Raw genomic sequence first — 25,993 nt, forward strand, 5'->3', positions numbered from 1 at the left:
GGCGCCCGAATCGCACGACGCCGCCGGCATCGATCGCGCCGAGATCGAGCTCGCGTGCCACGAGGTGCTGCGCCGCATGCGCGGACCGGTCCGGCCCCATCCGCGTGAGCGGACCCGCGGACGGCTCGACATGCGCAGGACCGCCCGAGCGGGGATGCGGACCGACGGTGTGCCGTTCCGGCTCGTCGTCCGCGCACCCCGCCCCGACCGGGTGCGACTGCTCGTCCTCGCCGACGTCTCGCTGTCGGTCCGTCCGATCACCGCGTTCACGCTCCGGCTCGCCCAGGCGATGCACGGGCGGGCGCACCGGTGCCGGGTGGTCGCCTTCGTCGATCGTCCGGTGGACGTGACGACACAGTTGCTCGCCGCCGGCGGTGACGGTGCCCTGGCCGCCGTACTCGCCCATCCTGCAGTCGATCTCGAGGCGAGCAGCGACTACGGCAGGATGTTCGACGAACTGCTCACCGAGCACTCCGGATCGATCGACGGCCGGACGTCGGTGCTGGTCGTGGGGGACGGGCGCTGCAACGGCCTGCCCCCGCGCACCGATCGGCTCGAGGAACTCCGTCGCCGCGTGCACCGCCTCGCGTGGATCACGCCCGAACCCGAGCGGTACTGGACGCAGGCGACCTGCGCGATGCCCGGCTACGCCGAACTGTGCGACGAGGTGGTCGTCGCCCGCGACGGCGCGCAACTGCTCGCGCGCGCCGCCGAACTCGGCCACGCCCTGCGGTGAACGGCGCTCACCGCGTCGCGGACCCGGCCAGCAGTTCCTCGAGTCGTTCGAAGCCCTCGGTCAGGCCGGTCTCCATACCCGATTCCGCCATGCCGTCGCGGGCCTCCTGGCTCGGGTACACGGAATGGCCGACCAGCTTGCAGCGGCCGTTCCCGAGGTCGACGAAGGTGAGCGTCTCGAGGCTCACCACATCCGGGAACCCGAGATATTCGAAGGTCTGGACGATGAGCTCGTTCTCGCGGACGGTGTGGAAGACACCCGCGAAGCGGTAGCTGCCGCTGTCGTCGGAGTGTTCGTAGCGGTACGAACCGCCGGTGCGGAGGTCGTACTCCTCGATCTTCATCTCCAGGCCGCGCGGGCCGAGCCACTGCGCGACGAGATCGGGGTCCTTGTGGGCGCGGAAGACGTCCTCGACGGGAAAGTCGAACTCCCGCTCGTAGTCGATGAAGGGGACGCCCTCCGGGATCGAGAGGGTGACTGCGTTGTTGCTCATGATGGTCCTCCAGGGATCGGGGTGCGCTACGCACGCTGTGTGGATCGGGGTGGACTACGCACCCCGTGGGCGATCGGGGGCCGCTTCCCGGGCCAGCACGGCATCGAGACCGCGGAACTGCTGCTCCTTGACCAACCGGTAGCGGTCGATCCAGGAGGTCAGCATCTCCAGCCGTGCGGGGTTCAGGTGGACGGGCCGGCGCTGGGCGTCGCGCGTGCGCGTGACGAGACCTGCGTGTTCGAGCACCCGAATGTGTTTCGAGATCGCCTGTGTGGTGATCGCGAAGGGTTCCGCGAGTTCGGTGACCGTGGCCGGGCCCCGGCTGAGCCGGGCGACGATGCGGCGGCGGACCGGATCGGCCAGGGCAGCGAACGCCAGGTCGAGCGCGGTGTCGTCCGTCTCGTCGTCGTACACGATCGCCTCCGCTTCGTGAACCTTCCGGTTTATCAACCATCCGGTTGAATAAAGGATGCTCCCCGGGCGACGGCCGTGTCAAGGGGTACGGCGCGCGGACGCGAGCGGATCGCGGTCGAATTCCCTACGGGCACTCACGCGCCCGGCTACGGTCGGTGAATGGTCCTGCCCTCGAGAGCCCGGTCCGGTGTCCGCGCGGCCTTCGCCGCGGCCGTCTCGATCACCCTCCTCGGCGCGTGTACGTCCGCGTCGGGCGATACGGCTGACGTGCAGGAGACCGCGGCAGCCGCGACCTGCACCGCCGAACCCAACGGCACCCCGATCACCGACACACAACCGACGACGGAAACCGGGGATCGCGACATCTCCACGAACCCCGAGATCGCGACCGGTTACCGCACCGGCATGACCGCGGTGACCACCTCCTCTTTCGCCGTGTCGACGGCCAATCCCGCATCCACCGAAGCGGCATGCGAGGTCCTGCGCGACGGCGGGACCGCGGCCGACGCACTCGTCGCCGCCCAGATGGTCCTCGGTCTCGTCGAACCCCAGTCGTCGGGTATCGGCGGCGGAGCGTTCCTGGTGTACTACGACGCCGAGTCCGGTGAGGTGAAGGCATACGACGGCCGCGAGACGGCACCGATGTCCGCGACCGAGAACTATCTGCGCTGGATCAGCGACACCGATCGCACCGAACCCCGCCCCGACGCGCGTGCGAGCGGCCGCTCGATCGGCGTGCCCGGCGTCGTGCGGATGCTCGAAACCGTCCACGCGGAGCACGGGAGTACCGCCTGGGGCGAATTGTTCCGCCCCGCCATCGATCTCGCCGATCAGGGCATCGTGATCAGCGACCGTCTGGCACAGTCGATCGCCGATTCCGCCGAGCAGCTCGCCGTCGACGACGAGACCCGCGCCTACTTCCTGCAGGCCGACGGCTCGCCCAAGCCCGAAGGTGAGATCGTCACGAATCCGGCGATGTCCAAGACACTCTCGGCGATCGCCACCGACGGCGCCGACGCCTTCTACACCGGTGACATCGCGGCCGGCATCGTCGAGTCCACCGGCACCGATTCCGGCGGGCGTACACCCGGAACGATGACCCTCGAGGATCTCGCCGTCTACGAGGCGAAGGAACGGCAACCGCTGTGCACGCCCTACCGCGAGTACGAGATCTGCGGGATGCCCAACCCGTCCTCGGGTGGCATGGCGGTCGCGGCGACGCTCGGCATCCTCGAGAACTTCGACCTCGCGTCGTTGCCGCCGGGTGATGTCGATGCCGACGGTGGCGTCCCCGACGCGGATGCGGTGCACCTGATCTCCGAGGCCGAACGACTCGCCTACGCCGATCGCGACAAGTACGTCGCCGACGCCGATTTCGTGCCCCTCCCGGGTGGCTCACTCGAGACCCTGGTGAACCCGGACTACCTGTCCGAACGCGCAGGGCTGATCGACCCCGGCAAGAGCATGGGCGAGGCGCAGCCCGGCGACTTCGGTCCGGTCCCGCTCGGCATGCCGCCGCAGAGCCCCGAACACGGCACCAGCCACATTTCGGTCGCGGACAGCTACGGCAACGTCGCATCCATGACGACCACCATCGAGTCGGCCTTCGGCTCGTTCCACACGACCGACGGGTTCCTCCTCAACAACCAGCTCACGGACTTCTCGGCCGAACCGGTCGACGAGGAGGGACTGCCCGTCGCCAACCGCGTCGAACCCGGCAAGCGGCCGCGCAGCTCGATGGCCCCGACGCTCGTCTTCGATCGCACCCCCGACGGCGGTCGCGGCGACATCCGGATGGTGGTCGGGTCGCCGGGCGGCTCGGTGATCATCCAATTCGTCGTCAAGACACTCGTGAACACCCTCGACTGGGGACTCGACCCGCAGCAGGCCGTCTCGGCCGTGTCGTTCGGCGCCGCGAACACCCCCGTCACCGGGGTCGGCGGCGAACATCCGGCGATCGACGGTGCCGACGACGGAGCGAACGATCCTCTCGTGCAGCAGCTCCGCGACATGGGCCACGAGGTGTCCGTCGCCCCGCAGTCCAGTGGACTGAGCGCGCTGCTGCGTCAGGGGGAGGGATGGGTCGGTGGCGCCGACCCCCGACGCGAGGGCGCCGTGATGGGCGATACCGGCGGGCAGTGACGATCGACGCCCTACCGGCGGACAGTGACGATCGGCGCCCTACCGGCGGCCGCCGACGGATCGGCGCAGGCTGTCGACATATCCGTCGAGCGCGAATCGCACGCCCGTGACCTACCCTGTCGGATAGGTGCCGACCTCACCATCGGTCCGGTGCGTCCCGTGCCCGCTCCGCCCGACAACCCGTGCACCGTAAGCTGGATCACACAGGTGCGCGGATCGTGCGGATCGTCAGGAGTGAACAGTGGCCGTCGTCATGCCGGGACACCAGAACACGACCCATCCCCGTGCTTCCGCGACCCCTCGGGACGACCACCCCGCTTCGGGGCCGGCCCTGGTCAAGTTCCACGCCCCCGAGATCGTCTTCGGGGAGGGCTCGCTCGTCGAAGCGGCCCACGCCGCCGTCCGGCTCGGCGGTGTCCGCCCCATGCTCGTCACCGACCCGGGACTGATCGAGGCCGGGTGGGTCGACGAACTCCTGCAGCACCTGCGTGATCAGGGGGTCGACGCCACCGTGTGGGCCGGTCTCACCCCCAATCCCAAGGACCACGAGGTCGCGGCCGGCCACGAGCTGTACCGGTCGCGGGGCTGCGACGTCCTCGTCGCGCTGGGCGGCGGCTCGGTGATCGACGCCGCGAAGGGCGTCGCGATCCTCGCCGCCAACGGCGGCAACATCCTCGACTACGAGGGCGTCGACCGAGCGCCGTTGCCCATCCCGCCGATGGTCATGGTGCCGTCGACGTCCGGGACGGGAGCCGACGTCTCCCAGTTCTGCGTGGTCACCGACACCGCGCGCGGCAGCAAGATCACCATCATCGGCCGGTCGCTCGTCCCCGACCTCACGGTGATCGATCCGCGACTGCTCACCACCATGCCCGACGACCTCAACGCCGCCACCGGACTCGACGCCCTCACCCACGGCATCGAGGCGTTCGTCTCCCGCGCCCACAACCCCCTCACCGACCATCACGCACTGCGGGCGGTGGGCATGGTCACCGGCACGCTCGTGCGCACGATCGACGACCCGACCTACATGCCCGCTCGCGCCACCATGGCCCAGGCCAGTCTCGAGGCCGGACTCGCGTTCACCAACGCGATCCTCGGTGCCGCCCACGCGATGAGCCATCAGGTCGGCGGTCTGCTCGACCTGCCGCACGGGGTCATCAACGGCGTGCTGCTGCCGCACGTCATCCGGTTCAACGGTGCCGACGATCCCGAGCCGTTCGTCCAGGTCGCCGCGACCCTCGGTCTGGAGGAGGCGCGCGGTGCCGCGCCCGAGGCCGTCGAGGCCGTCGCGTCGCGCATCGACGCCCTCGCCCGCGAGGTGGGCGTGCCGCGCGGACTGCGCCAGCTCGGTGTGCGGGAGGAAGACCTGCCGCGACTCGCCGAGGGAGCACTGCGCGACGCGTGCATGTCGACGAATCCGCGCACCGCGACCCGCGACCAGATGATCGAGTTGTTCCGGACGGCGCTGTGAGTGCTCCCGACCTGTCGGCACTGACCGGACTCCGCTCCGGGAAGTCGACCTTCTATCCGCAGTACCGCGGCGCCGCCGAACGACTCGAACGCGTCGTCCACGCACTCGAACTGATCTCCCGGGCGCTGGTGCGCACGGTCGAGGGGCCGGAGACGCTCATCTGCGCCGTCGCCGAAGCCGCCCGCGCGCACCTGAGCGCGACGTGGGTTGCCTTCGCCCTCGCCGACGGGGTCCTGCCCGATGCCGGGCCGCGCAGGCTCGTGCTCGGCCCCGACGCCACCCCCTTCCTCGTCGACAATGTCGAGGGACCGCCCCTGCCCGACGAGGTCGTGGCCCTGCTCGACGCCGTGCGTACCGGTGCCGTCGAACGTCGCGAGCTGGTCGAGAACCACCACGCGTTCGTGCCCATCGTCCTCGACGGGGGAGTCGCCGGTGCCATCGCCGCGTGGACGCCGGACCACCGCGTCCTCGACACCACCGACCGCGCCGTCCTGTCGATCCTCGCCAGCCAGACCGCGGTCGCGCTGCAGAACTCCGCGCTCTACCAACGCGGACAACTCCTACTCGAACGCGCCGAGCAGGCCTACCGCGAAGCGAACCGCTCCGCCGCCGATCTGCAGGCACGCAACGAGGAACTCGAAGCGACCCTGAAGAAACTCGCTCTCACGCAGCGGCAGCTGGGCGTCGCCCACCGGAACCAGGCGCTCGACGAGGAACGCCACCGCATCGCGCGCGAACTCCACGACAGCGTCACGCAGGCCGTGCTCTCGGCGGGCATGCAGATCGAGGTGTGCCGCAGCGACATCCCCGACGCCGAACGCAGCGAACGACTCGACCTCGCCAAGGAACTCACCCGCGGTGCCGTCGAGCAGTTGCGATCCGCGATCTACGCGCTGAACCGGCCGTCCGATTCCGAACGGATGTCGTTGCCGGAGATGCTCGAACAGCTCAGCGTGGCCCACATGCCGGGCGAACTCGAGGTCAGGACGAGGATGGGCGGCACACCGGTCGAGTTGAGCGGCGAGGCCGAGCACGCCCTGCTCCGGATCGCCGGCGAAGCGTTGTTCAACGCGGCGGTGCACGCCAACGCGAGTCGCGTGGTGCTGCGGCTGAGTTACGGACGCGATGCGGTCCTGCTGTCGGTGGCCGACGACGGCGACGGCGACCCGGCGCGTCTGCGGGTGATGCTGCGACTCGCCGCCAACGATCTCGACGGGAGCCATCGCGGTCTCGCGAACATGCAGGCCCGCGCCCGCGAACTCGGAGGCACGCTCGAGGTGCGTCGTTCCCGGTTCGGTGGAGTGCGGATCGCGGCCCGTATCCCGTTGCAGGACAATGCTGTAGCTCAACAGGTGGGAGAACCGTCATGACCGTCACGCCGCCGCAGGCAACCCCGCGGGCGCGGCCCGGCACGGTGCGCATCGCACTCGTCGACGACCACGCGATCCTCCGCCAGGGACTCCGCTCGATCCTCGACCGCGAACCGGATCTCGAAGTGGTGGGGGAGGCCTCGACGGACGTGGAGGCGCTCGCGCTCGTCGACCGCATGCGTCCCGACATCGTGCTGCTCGATCTCAAGCTCTCGGCCGGGTCGGACTTCGAGGGACTGGGATTGTGCGGGCGGCTGTCCTCGGCGCACCCGGGCATCGGTCTGCTCGTGCTCACCACCTTCCTCGACGAACAACTCGTCGTGCGGGCGGTGCACGCGGGCGCGCGCGGTTACGTCGTCAAGGACGTCGACACCACCGAGCTGGTGCGCGCCATCCGGGCGGTCTCCCGCGGCGAGAGCGCCTTCGACTCGCGCAGCGCGGCGGCGGTCGTGCGTTCGCTCAACGGGCAGGGCACATCCGCCGAACAGTTGACCGGCCGCGAACTCGAGGTGCTGAAGCTTCTCGCCGCCGGCATGTCGAACGTGAAGATCGGTGAGCAGCTTTTCATCTCGGCCACCACCGTGAAGTTCCACGTCAGCAACATCATGCGCAAGCTCGGAGTGAGCCGCCGGGCCGAGGCGGTCTACGCCGCCAGCAAGCAAGGGCTGATCTGACCGCCCGGCCCCTTCCGACGCTCAGCTCTGCGCGGTGAGCCTGCTGCTGTAGGCCGCACCCCAGTCGTCGAGCCACGCGACGGCCGGCTCGAGGGTCCGGCCGAGCTCGGTCAGCTCGTACTCCACCCGCGGCGGCACCTCGGCGAAGACCGTGCGCGACACGATCCCGTCGGCCTCCAGTTCGCGGAGTTGCCGGGTGAGCACCCGCGCGCTGACGGGACCGACCCGCCGGCCCAGTTCGCCGAACCGGCAGGGCCCGTCGATCAGGTTCTTGACGATCGTGAGCTTCCACGCGCCCCCGAGAACCGCCACGGCGATCTCCACCGGGCACACCTGCATCGCCGTCTCCACGGCCTTCCGTGTCATCGAAACCCCTGTGTCATAGAAACCCCTGTGTCATCGGAATTCCCTGGTCATCGCCGATGGTTACCTTTCGGTCCGTAGGTGATCGGAAAGTGCGTACTTCCCTTACCGTTCCCGTCCCCAGACTATGGAGACATGGCCGAGAAGAACAGTGCAGACAAGGACAATGTCGAGAAGGGCAGCGTTCTGTGGGTGCACGCCCATCCGGACGACGCCTCACTGGGGCACGCCCTCGTCCGCTCGGGGGCGGCACGACTACGCGAGTCGGGCACGCACGTCGCGATCTCGGATCTCTACGCGATGAACTGGAATCCGGTGCTCTCCGACACCGACTTCGGTGCGGCGCCGGGGAGGACGTTGTCGGAGCGACAGAAGAACGCCACGGCGACCGGTCTCCTCGCCGACGACATCCGCCGCGAACAGGACGCGCTGCGCGCCGCCGACCACCTCGTGGTGTCGTTCCCTCTGTGGTGGTACGGCATGCCGGCGATCCTGAAGGGATGGTTCGACCGCGTGTTCACCAACGGTTTCGCGTTCGGTGTCCGCGACGAGCACGGGCGCGTCCGCAAATACGGCGACGGGGGACTGGCGGGCAGAACGATGCTCGCCGTCGTCACGGCGGGCGATCGAGCCGCAGCGCTCGGACCGCGCGGAATCAGCGGGTCGATCGATCACGTGCTGTGGCCGCTCCTGCACGGCACGGGCTTCTACACCGGAATGCGGGTACTGCGACCGCATCTCGTCGCGAGCGCCGACCGACTCGACGAGGAAGCCGTCCTGCGCGAGGAACATCGGTTGCACGATCGTCTCGACGGCTTGTCGTCGGACCCCGGAATCCCGTACAGGCCGTTGCGCGGAGGAGAGTACGACCGCGAGCACGTGCTGGTCGACCACGTCTGCCCGGGCGAGTACGGACCCGACGTCCACACCGCGTCAGCGTCCGGTCGGAGCAGGCGAGTGCAGTGGCACGAGTACCGACAGTGCGCCGGTGTACAGGATCAGGCGCAATAGCGGTCCGCCTCGAAGAAGCTGCCGGGTGATCTCCCGGACCCGTCGGCCCTCGTCCTCACCCGGCGGCGCGGCGAGCACGATCGCGGGACCCGTCCCGGGCCGGACCGCGGTGACGAGCAGGCACTCCTCGACGGTGGTGAGTACCGGAATGTCGTTCGCGCCGTCGGTCTTTCCGATCGCCACGGCGTCGTAGTCGGAGTCGTCCGTCTCGTCGTGGTAGACGAGCAGCCGCACGTCCGGTCGCTCGGGGAGCGGCCGATAGTCCGTCACCACTCCGGACGACGATGACATCTCCCGGTCCGCGGCGCGGCGGGGGAGGACGACGCGGCGGGTCGTCCAGCCGAAGTGGCTCTCGACGATCTGGTCCATCGCGCCACCTCCTTCCGTCCACACCGGGTATTCGTCGCCGGACGGGAAACGGATGGGCGGGCAGGCGGATGGCCCGGGTGGATCACCCGATGACGAGCCACCCACCGTGGTGTTCGAACACTTCGAAGGGACGCCCCGTGCTGCGGCCCAGTTCCTCGAGTGCGGGCAGGTCGAAGGTGCGCACGTGCCCATGGCAGGCCGTCGCCTCGTCCTCGAACGGCACCGCGACCACCACCCGCTGCCGGGCGATCCGCAGCGCCTCGGCGAGGATCGTGGCACCGAGGGCGTCGTCGACGTGCTCGAGCAGGTGGATCGCGGTGACGGTGTCGGCGCTGCCGTCGGGGACCGGGACGTTCGCCGCGTCGCACACGAGTGTGTCGACGTGCAGTCCGAGCCGCGGTGCGACCGCATCGAGCAGACGCATCGTGCCGGGCAGGATGTCGGTGGCGGTGACGGCGGTGCCGGCGGCCGCGAGTCGCAGTGGCAGGAAACCGAAACACGACCCCAGGTCGAGCACGCTCCCACGGACGAGTTCGGCGGCCCGATCGTGGATGGGCGCGAAATCTGCTGTACCGTCGAGTAGTTCGCCGAGCGAGTTGCGGTAGTAGGTGACCCACGAGTCGAGGGCGCCGGGCACCGTGGAGCGGACGAGTCCCACCATCGTCAGCTCGAACTCGTCCTGACCGAACTCGACGTCCTGGATCGAGGCGGTCACCTCGGCGACGAGTCGCTCGCTGATCTGCTCGGCCGTGAGGGAATGCGTGACGTGGAGTCGATCGTCCTCGCGCCGGACGTTCAGCGGCCCGGCGGGTACGCGTTCGACCGTCACGTGGTCGTGTGTCCACCGGTCCGGGCTGCAGGGAGCGAGCGAATCGAGCAGGGTCATTGTTTCGCAACCTTTTTCGGAGGTGTGGAAGGGGGAGGTGTGGAAGGGGAGTGCGGGTCACTGTAATCGAGACCGGCGGTCAGTGTCCCCATCCCGATGGCCAGGTATTCGTGCAGATCCGATCCGGGTTCGTCGAGCCACGCCTCGTAGGCGGAGATCGCGACACCGAGCAGCAGGTAACCGACGGTGCGGGGGATGTGGTCGTCGGGATCGGCCCCGGTGCGACGGGCGACGAACTCGGCGACGACACGTCTCCAGCCCTGGTACATCACCGACGAATAGCCCTGCAGCGCGGGCGTGTGCAGTATGAGTCCCATCCGTGCGCGGTGTCGTTCGGCCTCGCTGTCGGGGAAGGTGTTGAAGTCGTGCAGGGCGGTGGTCAGCGCTTCCGAGAGCGGAACGTCCTCGGGGATCGTTTCGAGGCTCGCGCGCATGCCGGCGAGGTGTTCGTCGAAGTTTCCCCAGGCCACCTCGTTCTTCGACGGGAAGTAGCGGAAGAAGGTGCGTCGCGCGATACCGGCCGCCTCGGCGATGTCGTCGATGCTCGTCTCGTCGAAGCCCGCCTCCGTGAACAGCTCGATGCCGATTGCGGCGAGTTCCTCCTTCGAGGTGGACGGGCGGCGACCTATCCGAGCGGACGGTTTCCCGCGACTACGCGTCATTCTTCCTCCCGGAGGCGTGACATTCTGCACTCGATGCCATTACAGTGGTGAACCGGCTCACAGCGCAAGTCCCACTGTGACGACCGGCTCCGATCCAGGAGAAGAAACCGAGGAGGAAACATGTCCGATCGTGACAACGCCGTGATCGAATCCGATCTGATCGAGGAATCCCTCGTCGAAGAGGTCTCCATCGACGGCATGTGCGGCGTGTACTGACATGACCGCGCCCGGAGCCACCGACGTGTCCCCCGTAGCAATGGACACCGAGATAGCAATGGACACCGAGATGTTCGATCCGGGTGCCGGCTGGCGGCTCCACCCGCAGGTAGCGCTTCGCCCCGAGCCGTTCGGGGCGTTGCTCTACCACTTCGGCACCCGCAAGTTGTCGTTCCTGAAGAACACCGTCATCGTCGACGTCGTCCGATCCCTCGGCGACCACGGTTCGGTGCGAGAAGCGTTGCGAGCGCACGGGATCGACGAGAACGCCGAGCGGCCCTACGTGCGTGCCCTGGGCACCCTGGCCGACTCGCACATGATCGTTCCTGCCTGACGTCTGTAAGGACCAGCCCATGACCTCGCTGCTCGAACCGCCCACCACCTCCGCCCCACCGAAGGTCGGTCGCCTCGTCGACCAGTTCGAGAAGGGCCTCGACGCCCCGATCTGCCTGACCTGGGAGCTCACCTACGCCTGCAACCTCTCGTGTGTGCACTGCCTGTCCTCGTCGGGCAAGCGCGACCCGCGCGAACTGTCGACCGAACAGTGCAAGGCGATCATCGACGAGCTGCAGCGCATGCAGGTCTTCTACGTCAACATCGGTGGCGGCGAACCTACCGTGCGATCGGACTTCTGGGAACTCGTCGACTACGCCACCGAACATCAGGTGGGTGTGAAGTTCTCGACCAACGGTGTGCGCATCGACAAGAAGGTCGCCGCCCGGCTGGCCGCTTCCGACTACGTCGACGTGCAGATCTCCCTCGACGGTGCCACCGCCGAGGTCAACGACGCCGTGCGCGGGCCGGGTTCGTTCGCGATGGCCGTGCGCGCGCTGGAGAACCTGTCCGAGGCGGGTTTTCGCGACGCGAAGATCTCCGTCGTCGTCACCCGCCAGAACGTCGACCAGCTCGACGAGTTCAAGGCTCTCGCCGACCGTTTCGGCGCGACCCTGCGCATCACGCGACTGCGCCCGTCCGGCCGCGCCGTGGATGTATGGGACGATCTGCATCCCACCCACGAGCAGCAGCGGCAGCTCTACGACTGGCTCGTCGCCCACGGCGAGGGTGTGCTCACCGGCGACTCGTTCTTCCACCTGTCCGCTTTCGGCGGTGAGGGCGGCGGTTCGCTGCCCGGACTGAACCTGTGCGGCGCGGGACGCGTGGTGTGCCTGATCGACCCGGTCGGCGACGTCTACGCGTGCCCGTTCGCGATCCACGAGAACTTCCACGCCGGGAACATCCTGACCGACGGTGGTTTCGCGTCGGTGTGGAAGAACTCCGAGCTGTTCCGCGAACTGCGCGAACCGCAGTCCGCCGGTGCGTGCGCGTCGTGCAACTTCTTCGATGCGTGCCGCGGCGGTTGCATGGCCGCGAAGTTCTTCACCGGTCTGCCGATGGACGGCCCCGATCCCGAATGCGTGCAGGGCTACGGACAGTCCGCGCTCGAGGCCGAGCGCACCGTGCCGCAGTCGAGCGTCGACCACTCGCGCACCGGCAAGCGCGCCGAACGGCGCACCCCGGCCGCACCGGTACCGCTGACCCTGCTCACCAAACCCCCCGCCAAGTTCTGCGACGAGAATCCGCTCGCAGGGCTCTAGATCTTCCGAGGAGACGACCGACGATGGCCAAGCCTTCCTGGTTGAAGAATCCGTGGGCCCAGGACCCGTGGTTCGAGACCGTCGCAATCGCACAGCAGCGCGCCCGCAAACGCCTGCCCAAGTCCGTCTACGGCGCACTCGTCGCCGGGTCCGAGGCCGGTATCACGGTCGACGACAACACCACCGCCTTCCGCGAACTCGGATTCGCCCCGCACGTCGCGGGACTGTCCGACAAGCGGGAGATGGCCACGACCATCATGGGACAGGATGTGTCTCTGCCCGTGATGATCTCGCCGACCGGTGTGCAGGCCGTGCACCCGGACGGTGAGGTCGCCGTGGCCCGTGCTGCCGCCGCCCGCGGCACCGCGATGGGTCTGTCGTCGTTCGCGAGCAAGTCCATCGAGGAGGTCGCGGCGGTCAACGACAAGACCTTCTTCCAGATGTACTGGGTGGGTAGCCGCGACACGCTGATCCAGCGCATGGAACGTGCCCGCGCCGCGGGTGCGAAGGGCCTGATCATGACCCTGGACTGGTCGTTCTCGAACGGTCGCGACTGGGGCAGCCCCGCCATCCCGGAGCGGATGAACCTCGAGGCGATGGTCAAGTTCGCCCCCGAGGGCATCACCCGCCCCAAGTGGCTGCTCGAATGGGCGAAGACCGGCGGTGTGCCGGATCTGACCACCCCAAATCTCACCCCGCCGGAGGGTCAGGCCCCGACCTTCTTCGGTGCCTACGGCGAGTGGATGACCACGCCCCTGCCCACCTGGGAGGACGTCGCGTGGCTGCGCGAGCAGTGGGGTGACGCACCGTTCATGCTCAAGGGCGTCATGCGCGTCGACGACGCCAAGCGCGCCGTCGACGCCGGGGTCACCGCCATCTCGGTGTCCAACCACGGTGGCAACAACCTCGACGGCACCCCGGCGCCGATCCGGGCGCTGCCGGCGATCGCCGAGGCGGTGGGCAAGGACGTCGAGGTGCTGCTCGACGGCGGGATCCGTCGCGGCAGCGACGTCGTCAAGGCGATCGCGCTCGGCGCCAGGGCCGTGCTCATCGGCCGCGCGTACCTGTGGGGTCTGGCCGCGAACGGCCAGGCCGGTGTGGAGAACGTCCTCGACATCCTGTCCGGCGGAATCGGTTCCGCCCTCATGGGTCTGGGCAAGAACTCGATCCACGAGCTCACCCCCGACGACGTCTTCGTGCCGGACGGTTTCCGCCGCGACCTCGGCATCTGACCGAACCGACGACATGGGCCCCGCGCTCACCGAACCGATCACCCTTGCCGGACGCATCGCTCCGGCGAGGGTGATCTTCGGTCCGCACGTCACCAATCTTGCTGACGGCCGGTCGTTCTCGGACCGTCACGTCGCGTACTACGCGCGACGTGCGCAGGGTGGATGCGGGATCGTCGTCACGGAGACGGCCTCGGTGCACCCGTCCGACCACCCCTACGAACGCGCGCCGCTGGCCGAGCACTGCGGGGACGGCTACCGGCGGATCGTCGAGGCCTGCCGTCCGCACGGCACACTCGTGCTCGCAGGTCTCGGTCATCGCGGCCTCCAGGGTTCGAGTGCGTGGACCCGCGCACCGTTGTGGGCGCCCTCGCGCGTGCCGGACCCGGTGACACGCGAACTGCCTGCCGAGGCGACCGAGCGCGAGATCGCCGAGCTCGTCGAGTCCTTCGGCCGTGCCGCCGTCGTCGCCGTCGACGCGGATCTCGACGGGGTGGAACTCGACGCGGGACCGACCTCGCTGCTGCGGCAGTTCCTCTCCGGGCTGACCAATCACCGTGACGACGCATACGGCACCGACCGCCTGCGGCTGCTCCGCGAGGTGATCGCTGCCGTTCGAATGCGGATCGGTGCAGATCGTGTCCTCGCCCTGAGACTCTCGTGCGACGAGAACGCGCCGTGGGCGGGCATCACGCCCGACATCGCCGCCGGATACGTCCGCGCGATCGCACCGTCGATCGACCTGCTCACCGTGGTGCGCGGTGGATTGTTCTCACCCGAGTCGTATCGGCCCGACGCGCATGTCCCTGCCGGATTCAACGACGACCTGTGCCACCGGATCCGGGACGAGTTCGCCGGATCGGTCCCGATCGCTCTGCAGGGGAGTGTCGTCGATGTCGGACACGCGCAGCGGGCACTCTCCGCCGGCACGTGTGATCTGGTCGAGATGACCCGCGCGCAGATCGCCGACCCCGACCTCGTCGTCGCCGTCCGTCGCGGTCGTCGGCCGCGTCCCTGCGTGCGCTGCAACCAGGCGTGCCTCGTCGACGACTTCCACAACCCGATCGTGGGGTGCATCGCGAACCCGGAGGCCGGCGACGAGACACGGAACTCTCCCGGACCAGTGGACTCCGCACGCGACGTGCTCGTGGTGGGTGCCGGACCCGCCGGCCTGGAAGCAGCGCGAGTGGCAGCGATGCGCGGTCACCGTGTCGTCCTGGTCGAGGCGAACGAACGGGTCGGTGGGACGATCGCCGCCGTCTCGCGCGGTGGACGGCCCGATTTCGCTGCGCTCGTCGACTGGCTCGAACAGCAGTGTCTGGAGTCCGGCGTCGACATCCGTACCGGCACGGAAGTGAGCGCTGCCGACATCGAGAGTGCGCTCGCCGCGGGTACGGAGGTCGTGCAGGCCACCGGCGGGCTTCCACGTCCACCCTCTTTTTCGGTGACCGCGTCCGAGCGGTACGCGACCGCCGCGGAGGTGCTGTCGGGGATTCGGCCGCCTGCGTCCCGGATGGTCGTGTGGGATCCGACGGGTGGTCCGGTGGCGAGTGCCGTCGTCGACCGTCTCGTGGAGCGCGGCGTGGACGTCCACTATGCGACGGGTGACCCGGTCGCCGGATCACGACTCGCGCCGACGGGCGACCTCGTCGCCTTCGACGTCCGCATGCAGCGGGCAGGCGTGGCGAGACATCCCGGATGCCGGATCGGTTCCGTCGATGCCGACGGAGTCGTCCTCGTCGACCGGGTGTCCGGGGAATCCAGGCCGGTCGCGGACGCGGTCCTGGTCGACTGCGTACCCCTGCTACCGGCAGAAGTGTCCGAGTGGCCGGGATCGTGGTCGATCGGCGACCGGGCGGCCCCGAGGACCGTGCGCGAGGCCGTCCGAGAGGGATACCGGGTGGCCACGGCGCTGTAACGTGGGGCACACTGAAACGCGTTCTAATCTGGGTCTACGGGAAGGGTCGACATGGGAGATTTCGACGGCAAGGTCGTCTTCATCACCGGGATCGCACGCGGACAGGGCCGCAACCACGCCATCCGGTTCGCGCGCGAGGGCGCGTCCGTCATCGGCGTCGACATCGCGGCCCCGGTCTCGGAGTACGTGACCTACGAGCAGGCCACCGAGGACGACTTCCACGAGACGGTCCGCCTCGTGGAGGAGGCCGGCGGGAAGATCCTCGCCCGTGTCGCGGACGTGCGCGACAGTGCCGCACTGAAGGCCGTCGTCGACGAGGGCGTCGCCCAGTTCGGGCGACTCGACGTGGTGGTCGCCAACGCCGGCATCTGCAGCTGGAACCGCTTCTGGGAGATGCCCGACGACCAGTTCGAAGAGCTGATCGACATCAACCTCACCGGTGTCTTCAAGACCCTCAAGGCCGCTGCCCCCGCGATGATCGAGGCCGGTAACGGCGGATCGATCATCGTCGTCAGCTCGGTGGCGGGCCTCAAGGCGATGCCAGGTCAGATCAACTACGCGGCAGCGAAATTCGGCCTCGTCGGTATCACGCAGGCAGCGGCGAAGGAACTCGGCCCGTACCGTATCCGGGTCAACTCCATCCACCCCTACGGCGTGAACACCCCGATGGGCACCGACGTCAGCGTCCTGAAGCTGTTCGAGAAGAACCCGTCGTGGGGACCGAACTTCGTCCCCATCCTCACCGAGAAGCCTGCGGCCGACCCCGACGACATCTCGGAGACCGTGTTGTTCCTCGCGAGCGATCGGGCCTCCACGATCACCGGCAGCCAGATGGCCATCGACCAGGGCAACTCGAAGGTCTGACGGTGACGCGCACGGCGACCGGCACCATTCCGCACGCGTCGTTGCGGATCGGTCCGGTCACCCTGCGCAACCGCATCGTCTTCCCGGCGCACCTGACCAACTTCTCGGTCGACGGCACCGTCACCGACCGTCACATCGCGTACTACGAAGCCAGAGCACGCGGCGGCGCGTCGATGATCGTCACCGAGGAGCACACCGTGCACCCCTCGGACCGGCCCTACGAGAAGCTGATCCGGGGCTGGGACCCGAACGTCGTCACCGGCTATCGCCGCCTCACCGACGCCGTCCACCGGCACGGCACGCGGATCCTCGCGCAGCTCAACCACAACGGCGCGCAGGGGACCTCGATGTACACGGGGCAACCGTTGTGGGCGCCGAGCCCCGAACCCGACCCGCTCTTCCGCGAGGTCCCGCGCGCGATGACGGAATCCGACATCGCCGAACTCGTCGCGGGCTACGCCGACGTCGCCCGCCGCTGCGCCGAGGGCGGCTTCGACGGTGTCGAGATCCAGTGCTCCCAGGCATCGGTCCTGCGCGCTTTTCTCGCACCCGCGACGAACCGTCGCACGGACCGCTACGGCGGGGATCTCACGGGGCGGGCCCGTCTGCTGCTCGAGGTCGTGTCCGCCGTGAGACGGGCAGTCGGACGCGACCGTGTCGTGGGCGTGCGACTGACGGGTCACGACGGCACCGAGGGCGGTGTCGGTATCGACGACGCCGTGCAGGTCGCGCGGATGCTCGAGGCGAGCGGCGACGTCGACTACCTCAACACGTCCGTGGGCGTCGCGACCGAGACGTTGCATCTGATCGAAGCCCCGATGTCCACCCCGCACGGTTATTCCCTGTTCGTCCCCGACGCGATCCGGGCGGCGGTGTCGCTGCCGGTCGTCGGGGTCGGGCGCTTCACCCGACCCGAACAGATCGGTGTCGCGCTCGCCGACGGAGTATGCGATCTGGTCGGCGCCGTGCGTGCACAGATCGCCGACCCGGAGTTCGCGAACAAGACCCTCTCCGGCCGCGAGGACGAGATACGGCCGTGCATCGGCTGCAACCAGGAATGCATCGGACGGGTCGGGCTCAACCGTCCCATCGCGTGCGCGGTCAATCCCCACGCCGGGTACGAATCCGACGCTCCTGCCGCGCCCGCCGTACCGCACCGGGTCGTCGTCGTCGTCGGCGGCGGACCCGCGGGTCTGCGGGCGGCGGTGACGGCTGCCGGGCAGGGGCATTCGGTCACTCTGCTCGAACGGAACCGGTGCACCGGCGGCCAGATCCGTGAGGCGGCTGCAGCGCCGCACCGTGCCGAGCTGCTCGGTGCGGTGATCCACCTCGACGCCGAGTGCCGCCGTAGGGGAGTGGAGGTGCGTACCGGTGTGACCGCCGATGCCGCGACGCTGCACGCGCTCGCGCCCGACGTCGTGGTCGTCGCGACGGGTGCGCGCCCGCACCGGCCCGCCTGGGCGGGATCGTCTGCACGGGTGAGCGACGTGCGCGACGTGCTCACCGGTCGCACTGCACCCTCCGGCCGGGTCCTCGTCGTCGACGATCTCGGTTTCCACCAGGCGACGTCGGTCGCCGAACTGCTGGCGGACCGGGGGAGTGCGGTGAAGGTGTGCACACCGGGGATGGTCGTGGGCCAGGACCTCGGCCTGACGCTCGAGCTCGACGGCTGGATGCGCCGCGCCCAGGACAAGCGGATCGAGCGACTCGCCGGCGTCGCCGTCGGCGGTGTCGTGGACCTGCCGGACGGCGCCGAGGTCGCCCTGGTCCACCACGCAACCGGTGAGCAGACGACGCTCACGGTGGACGCGGTCGTCGTCGCCACCCATCAGGAGCCCGTCGACGAGCTCTGGCAGGAGCTTTCGGCATCCGGCACGAGAGTGATCCGTGTGGGCGACGCGGTGACGCCACGCCGCCTGCACGCCGCGATCGTCGAGGGGGATCGGGTCGCCAGGGACCTGGCTCCTACGCCTTCAGCCCGCGGCGCATGACGATGCGCGGCCAACGGTCGAGGCCGTGCTTCCGTTCCTCCGCGCGGATCCGGGTGAGAGCGGGGGAGAGGGCATCGTCCGCGACCGTGCGGAAGCCGAGACGGGCGTAGTACGGGCCGTTCCACGGCACATCGCGGTAGGTGGTCAGCGACAGCGATCCGAACCCGGCGTCCCGCGCCCACCCCGCGACGTGGTCGATCAGCTCGCGGCCGATCCCGCGACGCGCGTGATCGGGATGCACCGACACCTGCTCGATGTGGACGCCGTCGTCGACGAGGTCGGCCACGAGATACGCGACCGCTCGTCCGTGCTCGTCGAACCACGCCCAGCAGCGACCCGCGTCCCGGTGGGCGCGCAACTCCTCGACGGACGGAGGATCGTCGTCTGCGACGAACTCCATCCCGATCTCGGCGAAGGGCTTACCCGCAGCGCGTTCGATCTCCTGCAGCACCGGCAAGTCGTCGTCGGTCGCCAGACGGATCGGGGGCAGTTCCTTGCAGTAGTACATCGCCGTCGGTGATTCCGCGTAGAGCCCGAAGCGCTCCGTCATCGGTACGTACCCGGCCTTCGCGTACAACGCGATCGCCTCGGGTTGCTCGCTGCCCGTCTCGAGAATCATGCGACGGCGACCGGCATCGGTCGCCGTCCGCTCCAGCGCACCCAGCACCCGTTCCGCCACACCGCGGCGCCGCATGCTCGCCCGCACGTACATCCGCTTGATCTCGGCATCACCGTCGCGCACCCCTCGATGAGCATGCTCCGGTGCACGCCAGCCGCCGATCCCGGCCGGAACCCCGTCGGCCACCGCCAGGAGGAACACCCCGCGCGGAGGGTCGAATTCGTGCGGCGCCAGTTCGGTGTCGTCGGGTCCGCCGTACCTCCGCACGTATTCGAGCTGGACCTCGCCGATGAGGTCCTGCACGTCCGGATCGTCCAGCGGACGAGGTTCGATCAGCACCGGGAAAGCGTACCGATCGGATCTCGGCGTCCGGGCGGACCTACCGGGACCTCCGGGTTTCGTGCACGCCCGCGAAACCCTTAGCATCGGAGCGGTGATGCGGGAGCTCGCCGACGCCTGTTGGACGGACATCGAACCCGACCGGGTGACGGTGGCCGTCCCGATCGGTGCGTTCGAACAACACGGCCCACACCTTCCCCTCGACACCGACACCCGGATCGCGACTGCTGTCGCCGCCGAGCTGCCCGAGGTGGTCCTCGCCCCACCCCTGCCCTACGGAGCCAGCGGGGAACACGAAGGTTTCGCCGGCACCGTCTCGATCGGAGCCGAGGTGACGAAGGCGCTGATCGTCGAATACGGCAGGTCGGTGTGCCGATGGGCGAAGCGGGTCGTCTTCGTCAACGGGCACGGCGGTAACGCCTATCCGCTGATCGAGGCGGTGAGCCTCCTGCGATACGAAGGCCGCGACGCTGCCTGGCTTCCGTGCGCGGTGCCCGGATCCGATGCCCACGCCGGTGTCACCGAGACGAGTCTGCTGCTGCACCTGGCACCCGGGACGGTCGACATGACACGGGCCGCGGTCGGAGCGACGGAACCGATCGGAGCACTGATGCCACGACTGCGCGAAGCCGGTATCGTCTCGGTGTCCGCGAACGGAGTGCTGGGAGACCCCACCGAGGCCACCGCAGAACTCGGCGCGCGCCTGTTCGCGAGTCTGGTCGAGCGGGCGAGTGCACAGGTCGCCCGGTGGCAGCCGGGAACGGAAGGAAGGCTTCGGTGAGTCGGGCGATCACTCCACAGGCGACGTCCCCGGAGGCGGCGCAGCCCTCGGCGACCCGGCTCCCCGACGGTTTCGGTGTGCGCATCGACGCGCGGGTGCGCAGCTTCGCCGGAGGACGCGTCCTCGTCGGAGGATCGCCCACGCGCATGCTCAAACTTGCCCCCGCCGCCGTAGCGATGATCGACGAGGACTTCGTCGAGGTGGTGGACGCGCAGAGCGCCGCGGTCGCGCGACGCCTGCTCGACTCGGGCATCGGAAACCCCCGGCCGACGAAGCTGCCGCCGAGTTCCGCCGTCACCGTCGTCGTCCCGGTCAAGGACAATCCGTCCGGCCTCGCCCGTCTGCTCGCCGCTGTCGAAGGGCACGAGGTCGTGGTCGTCGACGACGGTTCCGAGAAACCGGTCGAGGCGCCGGAACGCGGTCGCGTCCGAGTGATCCGGCACGAGACCTCACGCGGGCCCGCCGCGGCCCGGAACACCGGATTGCAGCAGGTGACAACGGAATTCGTGGCCTTCCTCGATTCCGACGTGGTGCCACAACTCGGCTGGCTCGAACGATCGCTGGGGCACTTCACCGATCCCGCGGTCGCACTCGTCGCGCCGCGCATCGTGGCCCTCGAACCCGACAGCAGCGCGCTCGCGAAGTACGAGCACGCACGCTCGTCGCTCGACCTCGGCAGCCGGGAATCCGCTGTGGTCGCGGGTGGTCCCGTCTCGTACGTGCCGAGCGCGGCGCTGCTCGTGCGCCGCGACGCGCTCGTCGCCTGCGGCGGTTTCGACGAGACGATGCACGTGGCCGAGGACGTCGATCTGTGCCGGCGGCTGCAGACCTCGGGGTGGCGGTTGCGGTACGAGCCCATCTCGCGGGTCGCGCACGACCATCGCACCCGCTTCCGGACGTGGTTGACGCGCAAGGCCTTCTACGGAACCGGTGCGGCTCCGCTCGCCGAGCGGCATCCGGGTTCCGTCCCACCGATGGTGATGTCGATCTGGACGCTCCTCGCGTGCGTCGCGATCGCGAGCTTCACCCGCGTAGGGGTGATCGCAGCGGTGCTGACCCAGGTGGTCACCTTCGTGCGGTTGCGGCGGATGTTCTCCGAACTCGACCGGCCCGACCGCATCGCTACGCTGCTCACGGCCCAGGGATTCGCCGGCGGTCTGTGGCAGGTGGCGTCGGCGGTGTGCCGGCACTACTGGCCGGTCACGGTCGTCGCAGCGGTGTTCTCCCGCAAGTTTCGTCGGGCGGTTCTGGCTTGTGCTGTGGCCGAAGGCATCTGGGACTGGAAGACGCACCGCGAGAGCGGCGGGCTCGATCCCGTCCGGTACCTGCTCTACAAGCGCCTCGACGACCTCGCCTACGGCGCGGGGCTGTGGAAGGGTGCGCTCGACGCCCGCACGGCGGCCGCGCTCGTACCCGACATCCGGAAGTGACATGATCCCGGCGCACGCCGATGTGGTGATCGTCGGCGGGGGAAGTTGTGGCTGCGTTCTCGCCGCCGGGCTCAGCGACGATCCGGACCGCACCGTGCTGCTGCTCGAGGAGGGCGCGGCGTTCGGATCGGCGTCCGCTGTTCCACGCGAGATCCGTGACGCTGCTGTCCTTCCGGTGGGTCCGGAGAGCCCGTGGACGGCGGACTTTCCCGCACGGTTGACCCCGGACGTCGGGGCGACCGTGACGCGGGGCCGGGTGCTCGGCGGTTCCGGCGCGGTCAACGGCGCGTACTTCGTGCGTGCGCGGCCGGACGACTTCGCATCGTGGCCCGCCTCGTGGTCGTACGAGGAGGTGCTGCCGTCCTTCCGGGCCGTCGAGACCGACGCGGATGTCCCCGGCGACCTGCACGGAAGTTCCGGCCCGATACCGGTCGCCAGGGTGCCGCGCGAACGGATGCATCCGCTCTCGCGTGCCTTCGTCGACGCCTCCGAAAGTGCGGGATTCGCACCGGTCGCCGACCTCAACGCTCCCGGACCCGACGGGGTGGGTGCGGTTCCGTCGAACATGCGCGACGGCACGAGAGTGGGTCCGTTCCTCGCGTACCTGGCTCCCGTCCTGGACCGGCCGAATCTGACGGCCACCGGCGGGGTGAGCGCGACCCGCGTCGTGATGGCGGGCGGTCGCGCGGTGGGTGTCGAGATCGCCGGACCCGACGGACCACGAACCATCTCGGCCGGACACGTGATCGTCGCCGCAGGCGCAGTGAGGTCCCCCCAGCTGCTGATGCTCTCCGGGATCGGACCGGCCGACGAACTGCGCCGGCTCGGCGTCGATCCGCTGCACGACCTTCCCGGGGTGGGCCGCGACTTCTCCGACCATCCGGAGTTCGCCGTCCCGTACCGATTCCGCCCGGGCCTCCCGTCGCACACGCTGCTGCTCGAGACGGTCCTGCACACCGAGAACCTCGAACTGCGCCCGTACACCGCGGCATTCGGTGCGGCGATCCCCGGCAGCGGTGTCGCCGATCCGGTGCTCGGCGTCGTCCTGACGCGCCCACGCAGTCGCGGACGCATCGTGCTCGACGAACGTGACCCGCGACGTCCACCTCTGCTCGACTACCGATACCTGACCGACCCGGCCGACCGGCAAGCTCTGGAGGAGGGTGTCCGGCTCGCCGCCGACCTCCTCGCCGCGACCACCGGCGTCGTCGAGGCCGGCAGCGTGGACGCGCGCGGCGGCAGGCTCGGAACGTCGCTGCACCTGTCCGGCACGTGCCGGATGGGCGACGACGAGCACGCCGTGGTCGACGAGTGGTGCCGCGTGCGCGGGATCGACGGGTTGAGCGTCGTCGACACCTCGGTGTTTCCGCAGGTCCCCAGCCGTGGGCCGCACGCCACCGCGGTGATGCTCGCCCACCGCGTCGCCGCGACCGCGAGGGATGCCCTGCCGCACACGGTGTGATCCCGACTACAGTGTCGGGGGAGGAGGCGCCGGTACATGACGGATCGTGGAATCGCGACGACCAACCCCTGGGTGGCACTGGACCCCGGAGCGGACGTGGCCGCGCACGCACGTGCGGTGCTGCGCGCGCACGGCACGTTCGTCTCCGCCCGCGGCAAGGATCGGCTCGACGGGGTGCGCTCGGTGGTCCGCGACTCGTGGAGCCGGAGCCTGCAACGCGGCATCGATCCCGACGTCGTCGAACAACCCGCACTGCTCTCCGGGCACGACCTCGAGGAGTACCGCGCCGGCCACCCCATGTCGCTGATCCGCCCGGTGGTGCGCAAGCTCCTCGTCGAGGACGCCGCCGACAGCGGACTGCTCGTCGCCATCACCGACGGACAGGGACGGCTGCTGTGGGTCGAGGGCGATCACGCCGCGCGCGACCGCGCCCTGTCGATGAGCTTCGTCGAAGGGGCCGACTGGAGCGAGGACCGCGTCGGCACGAACGCTCCGGGAACGGCTCTTGCCGTGGATCATTCGGTACAGATTTTCGGCGCCGAGCATTTCAACCGCACGGTGCACGAATGGAGTTGTTCGGCCGCTCCCGTGCACGACCCCACCAGCGGCCGGGTCCTCGGTGCCATCGACATCACCGGTGGGCACCGCGTCGCCGCGCCCGAGGTCCTGCAACTCGTCCGCGCGACGGTCGCGGCGGCGGAGGCCGAACTGCGGTTGCATGCCCTGAGCGGCCGCCCGCTGTTCCCCTCGGCGACGCCGCGCATCGAGACGATCGGCGCCGGGCGGCCCGCCCTGCACCGCGGAGGCGAACGCGTGGGCCTGTCCCGCCGGCACGCCGAGATCCTGCTGATCCTCGCCGATCACCCCGAGGGCCTGAGCTCCGACCGGCTCGCGATGCTGCTCGACGAGAACGAACTCGACTCGGTGACCATACGCGCCGAGATGTCGCGCCTGCGCAAGGTGCTCGGGGCCGAACACCTCGGATCGCGGCCCTACCGGCTGCTCACCACGCTCGACACCGATGTCGCGGACGTGCGTCGCGCACTCGACCGCGGCGACGTGGCCTCGGCGGTCCGCCTCTGTACCGGGGAGATCCTGCCCGGATCGGTGGCGCCGGGCATCGAGGAGATCCGCGACGAACTCCGCTCCGGCGTGCGGGCGGCGCTGTTGCGCTGCGGCGAGGAGCATCTGCTCGCGCAATGGACCTCGTCCGTCCACGGCCGCGAGGACATCACCGCCTGGGCGGCCTACCGGGCATCGATCGATCCTCGGTCGCCCCGCTTCGCGCAGGTCGATGCCACATTGACCCGATTGGACAGGCAGCTCGCAACGTAGTTGCAACCCTCGCGTTCGTAGTGTTCCGGATCACATACCGACCGCTCGACGCTGCAGGAGATGCACATGACCGTGTACGCCCGTCCCGGTTCGCCCGACGCCCTCATGTCCTTCCGGTCCCGGTACGACAACTGGATCGGTGGCCAGTGGGTGCCTCCGGTGAAGGGGGAGTACTTCGAGAACGTCACCCCCGTCACCGGCCAGGTGTTCACCGAGGTCGCTCGCGGCACCGAGGGGGACATCGAACTCGCGCTCGACGCAGCCCACGCCGCCGCACCGGCCTGGGGGAAGACCTCGCCCGCCGAACGTGCGGTGATCCTCAACAAGATCGCCGACCGCATCGAGGAGAACCTCGAGTCGATCGCCCTCGCCGAGTCGTGGGACAACGGCAAGCCCATCCGTGAGACCCTCAACGCCGACATCCCGCTCGCGATCGACCACTTCCGCTACTTCGCGGGAGCCATTCGCGCGCAGGAGGGTTCGATCTCCGAGATCAACTCCGAGACGGTCGCCTACCACTTCCACGAGCCGCTCGGCGTCGTCGGCCAGATCATCCCGTGGAACTTCCCGATCCTCATGGCCGTATGGAAGCTCGCGCCGGCCCTGGCCGCCGGCAACGCGGTGGTCCTCAAGCCCGCCGAGCAGACCCCGGCGTCCATCCTGCACCTGATCTCGATCATCGGCGACCTGCTGCCGCCCGGCGTGGTCAACATCGTCAACGGCTTCGGTGTGGAGGCGGGCAAGCCCCTCGCGTCGAGCCCGCGCATCCGCAAGATCGCGTTCACCGGTGAGACCACCACCGGCCGGCTGATCATGCAGTACGCCTCGCAGAACCTCATCCCGGTCACCCTCGAACTCGGTGGCAAGAGCCCGAACATCTTCTTCTCCGACGTGCTGTCGGCGAACGACGACTACCAGGACAAGGCGCTCGAAGGCTTCACGATGTTCGCCCTCAACCAGGGTGAGGTGTGCACGTGCCCGTCGCGTGCGCTGATCCAGCAGGACATCTTCGACGACTTCCTCTCGCTCGCCGCGGTCCGCACCAAGGCCGTCCGCCAGGGCGATCCGCTCGACACCGACACGATGATCGGCGCTCAGGCCTCGAACGACCAACTCGAGAAGATCCTGTCGTACATCGAGATCGGCAAGAGCGAGGGCGCCAAGGTCATCACCGGTGGTGAACGCGCCGATCTCGGCGGCGACCTCTCGGGCGGCTACTACGTGCAGCCGACGATCTTCCAGGGCGACAACAAGATGCGCATCTTCCAGGAGGAGATCTTCGGCCCGGTCGTGTCCGTGACGTCCTTCAGCGATTTCGACGACGCGATCTCGATCGCCAACGACACCCTCTACGGTCTCGGTGCCGGTGTGTGGTCCCGTGACGGTGGTGTCGCCTACCGTGCCGGTCGCGCCATCCAGGCCGGCCGGGTGTGGACGAACACCTACCACCAGTACCCCGCGCACGCGGCCTTCGGTGGTTACAAGCAGTCCGGCATCGGCCGCGAGAACCACCACATGATGCTCGACCACTACCAGCAGACGAAGAACCTCCTGGTGTCCTACGCCCCCAAGGCACAGGGCTTCTTCTGATCCGAACTTCGGCGCCTGTCACGTCCGCAC

At 69.1% G+C, this 25,993-nt stretch carries 25 protein-coding genes; 18 read left to right on the forward strand and 7 right to left on the reverse strand.

Annotated features, from left to right (window positions below):
• The coding region (locus ACLBYD_RS16350; protein WP_447817265.1) for a VWA domain-containing protein at positions 1-736 on the forward strand (736 nt) is incomplete at its 5' end.
• 7 nt (positions 737-743) lie between these two features.
• Here the strand turns inward: ACLBYD_RS16350 and ACLBYD_RS16355 are convergent.
• Together ACLBYD_RS16355 and ACLBYD_RS16360 are read right to left on the reverse strand one after the other, a co-directional pair.
• Positions 744-1,229: an SRPBCC family protein gene (locus tag ACLBYD_RS16355; RefSeq protein WP_447817266.1), complete on the reverse strand. Its 486-nt coding sequence runs from the start codon at positions 1,227-1,229 to the stop codon at positions 744-746.
• A 54-nt stretch (positions 1,230-1,283) separates the two neighbouring features.
• Positions 1,284-1,643, reverse strand: a complete 360-nt coding sequence (locus tag ACLBYD_RS16360; protein WP_447817267.1) for an ArsR/SmtB family transcription factor — start codon at positions 1,641-1,643, stop codon at positions 1,284-1,286.
• 159 nt (positions 1,644-1,802) lie between these two features.
• On the opposite strand from ACLBYD_RS16360, the gene ggt reads away from it, so the two are divergent.
• The 4 genes from ggt to ACLBYD_RS16380 all read left to right on the forward strand — a co-directional run bounded on the left by ggt (position 1,803) and on the right by ACLBYD_RS16380 (position 7,303).
• The gene (gene ggt, locus ACLBYD_RS16365; RefSeq protein ID WP_447817268.1) at positions 1,803-3,785 is read left to right on the forward strand and encodes a gamma-glutamyltransferase; all 1,983 of its coding nucleotides are present in this window, start codon (positions 1,803-1,805) and stop codon (positions 3,783-3,785) included.
• Positions 3,786-4,026: 241 nt separating this feature from the next.
• Entirely contained in the window at positions 4,027-5,259 is a 1,233-nt protein-coding gene (locus tag ACLBYD_RS16370; RefSeq protein ID WP_447817269.1) for an iron-containing alcohol dehydrogenase, read from the forward strand.
• Positions 5,256-6,629 carry a MadS family sensor histidine kinase gene (locus ACLBYD_RS16375; protein ID WP_413767031.1) on the forward strand — a complete coding sequence of 458 codons (1,374 nt, stop codon included), beginning with the start codon at positions 5,256-5,258 and terminating at the stop codon, positions 6,627-6,629. Before ACLBYD_RS16370 ends, ACLBYD_RS16375 begins: the two co-directional genes overlap by 4 nt.
• Entirely contained in the window at positions 6,626-7,303 is a 678-nt protein-coding gene (locus ACLBYD_RS16380; RefSeq protein ID WP_060650749.1) for a MadR family response regulator transcription factor, read from the forward strand. The genes ACLBYD_RS16375 and ACLBYD_RS16380 overlap by 4 nt, the downstream gene beginning before the upstream one ends.
• A 21-nt stretch (positions 7,304-7,324) precedes the next feature.
• Here ACLBYD_RS16380 and ACLBYD_RS16385 read toward each other — a convergent pair whose 3' ends face one another.
• Complete coding sequence (locus tag ACLBYD_RS16385) at positions 7,325-7,669, reverse strand: winged helix-turn-helix transcriptional regulator (RefSeq protein WP_059383276.1); 345 nt, start codon at positions 7,667-7,669, stop codon at positions 7,325-7,327.
• 132 nt (positions 7,670-7,801) lie between these two features.
• Between ACLBYD_RS16385 and ACLBYD_RS16390 the strand changes: the two genes are divergently transcribed.
• A complete protein-coding gene (locus ACLBYD_RS16390) occupies positions 7,802-8,677 on the forward strand; it encodes an NAD(P)H-dependent oxidoreductase (protein WP_447817270.1) in 876 nt (291 codons plus the stop codon).
• Here ACLBYD_RS16390 and ACLBYD_RS16395 read toward each other — a convergent pair.
• The 3 genes from ACLBYD_RS16395 to mftR all read right to left on the reverse strand — a co-directional run bounded on the left by ACLBYD_RS16395 (position 8,600) and on the right by mftR (position 10,594).
• The gene (locus ACLBYD_RS16395; protein WP_447817271.1) at positions 8,600-9,046 is read right to left on the reverse strand and encodes a hypothetical protein; all 447 of its coding nucleotides are present in this window, start codon (positions 9,044-9,046) and stop codon (positions 8,600-8,602) included. The genes ACLBYD_RS16390 and ACLBYD_RS16395 overlap by 78 nt on opposite strands.
• A gap of 82 nt (positions 9,047-9,128) precedes the next feature.
• Positions 9,129-9,932, reverse strand: a complete 804-nt coding sequence (mftM, locus tag ACLBYD_RS16400) for a mycofactocin oligosaccharide methyltransferase MftM (protein WP_447817272.1) — start codon at positions 9,930-9,932, stop codon at positions 9,129-9,131.
• Positions 9,929-10,594 carry a mycofactocin system transcriptional regulator gene (gene mftR, locus ACLBYD_RS16405; RefSeq protein ID WP_447817273.1) on the reverse strand — a complete coding sequence of 222 codons (666 nt, stop codon included), beginning with the start codon at positions 10,592-10,594 and terminating at the stop codon, positions 9,929-9,931. The genes mftM and mftR overlap by 4 nt, the downstream gene beginning before the upstream one ends.
• A 120-nt stretch (positions 10,595-10,714) precedes the next feature.
• Here mftR and mftA point away from each other — a divergent pair, with 120 nt between their 5' ends.
• The 7 genes from mftA to ACLBYD_RS16440 are packed head-to-tail and all read left to right on the forward strand — an operon-like array spanning position 10,715 to position 18,407.
• The gene (mftA, locus tag ACLBYD_RS16410) at positions 10,715-10,810 is read left to right on the forward strand and encodes a mycofactocin precursor MftA (RefSeq protein WP_006553546.1); all 96 of its coding nucleotides are present in this window, start codon (positions 10,715-10,717) and stop codon (positions 10,808-10,810) included.
• A gap of 1 nt (position 10,811) precedes the next feature.
• A complete protein-coding gene (gene mftB, locus ACLBYD_RS16415; RefSeq protein ID WP_447817274.1) occupies positions 10,812-11,144 on the forward strand; it encodes a mycofactocin biosynthesis chaperone MftB in 333 nt (110 codons plus the stop codon).
• 19 nt (positions 11,145-11,163) lie between these two features.
• On the forward strand, positions 11,164-12,405 hold the full coding sequence (gene mftC / locus ACLBYD_RS16420) for a mycofactocin radical SAM maturase (RefSeq protein ID WP_447817275.1): 1,242 nt from the start codon (positions 11,164-11,166) through the stop codon (positions 12,403-12,405).
• Positions 12,406-12,428: 23 nt separating this feature from the next.
• Positions 12,429-13,637 carry a pre-mycofactocin synthase MftD gene (gene mftD / locus ACLBYD_RS16425; RefSeq protein WP_120279984.1) on the forward strand — a complete coding sequence of 403 codons (1,209 nt, stop codon included), beginning with the start codon at positions 12,429-12,431 and terminating at the stop codon, positions 13,635-13,637.
• 13 nt (positions 13,638-13,650) lie between these two features.
• Positions 13,651-15,552 (forward strand): mycofactocin system FadH/OYE family oxidoreductase 1, encoded by a 1,902-nt coding sequence (locus ACLBYD_RS16430; protein ID WP_447817276.1) that lies wholly within the window; start codon positions 13,651-13,653, stop codon positions 15,550-15,552.
• Between the two features lie 51 nt (positions 15,553-15,603).
• Positions 15,604-16,416, forward strand: a complete 813-nt coding sequence (locus ACLBYD_RS16435; protein ID WP_024101647.1) for a mycofactocin-coupled SDR family oxidoreductase — start codon at positions 15,604-15,606, stop codon at positions 16,414-16,416.
• Positions 16,417-16,418: 2 nt separating this feature from the next.
• Positions 16,419-18,407, forward strand: a complete 1,989-nt coding sequence (locus ACLBYD_RS16440; protein ID WP_447817277.1) for a mycofactocin system FadH/OYE family oxidoreductase 2 — start codon at positions 16,419-16,421, stop codon at positions 18,405-18,407.
• On the opposite strand, the gene ACLBYD_RS16445 is transcribed toward ACLBYD_RS16440, so the two are convergent.
• Complete coding sequence (locus ACLBYD_RS16445) at positions 18,382-19,365, reverse strand: GNAT family N-acetyltransferase (RefSeq protein ID WP_447817278.1); 984 nt, start codon at positions 19,363-19,365, stop codon at positions 18,382-18,384. The two genes, ACLBYD_RS16440 and ACLBYD_RS16445, sit on opposite strands and share 26 nt — an antisense overlap.
• 97 nt (positions 19,366-19,462) lie before the next feature.
• Between ACLBYD_RS16445 and mftE the strand changes: the two genes are divergently transcribed.
• From mftE to adh, 5 genes are all read left to right on the forward strand, one after another.
• Positions 19,463-20,146 (forward strand): mycofactocin biosynthesis peptidyl-dipeptidase MftE, encoded by a 684-nt coding sequence (gene mftE, locus ACLBYD_RS16450; protein ID WP_413767186.1) that lies wholly within the window; start codon positions 19,463-19,465, stop codon positions 20,144-20,146.
• Positions 20,143-21,576 (forward strand): mycofactocin biosynthesis glycosyltransferase MftF, encoded by a 1,434-nt coding sequence (gene mftF / locus ACLBYD_RS16455; RefSeq protein ID WP_447817279.1) that lies wholly within the window; start codon positions 20,143-20,145, stop codon positions 21,574-21,576. Before mftE ends, mftF begins: the two co-directional genes overlap by 4 nt.
• A 1-nt stretch (position 21,577) precedes the next feature.
• Positions 21,578-23,038, forward strand: coding sequence for a mycofactocin dehydrogenase MftG (gene mftG, locus ACLBYD_RS16460; protein ID WP_447817280.1), 1,461 nt, complete (start codon positions 21,578-21,580; stop codon positions 23,036-23,038).
• A gap of 36 nt (positions 23,039-23,074) precedes the next feature.
• Entirely contained in the window at positions 23,075-24,373 is a 1,299-nt protein-coding gene (locus ACLBYD_RS16465; RefSeq protein WP_059383263.1) for a GAF domain-containing protein, read from the forward strand.
• Positions 24,374-24,439: 66 nt separating this feature from the next.
• Positions 24,440-25,963, forward strand: a complete 1,524-nt coding sequence (gene adh, locus ACLBYD_RS16470) for an aldehyde dehydrogenase (protein WP_060650881.1) — start codon at positions 24,440-24,442, stop codon at positions 25,961-25,963.
• Positions 25,964-25,993 lie beyond the last annotated feature (30 nt).

The organism is Rhodococcus sp. C26F (assembly GCF_053345925.1).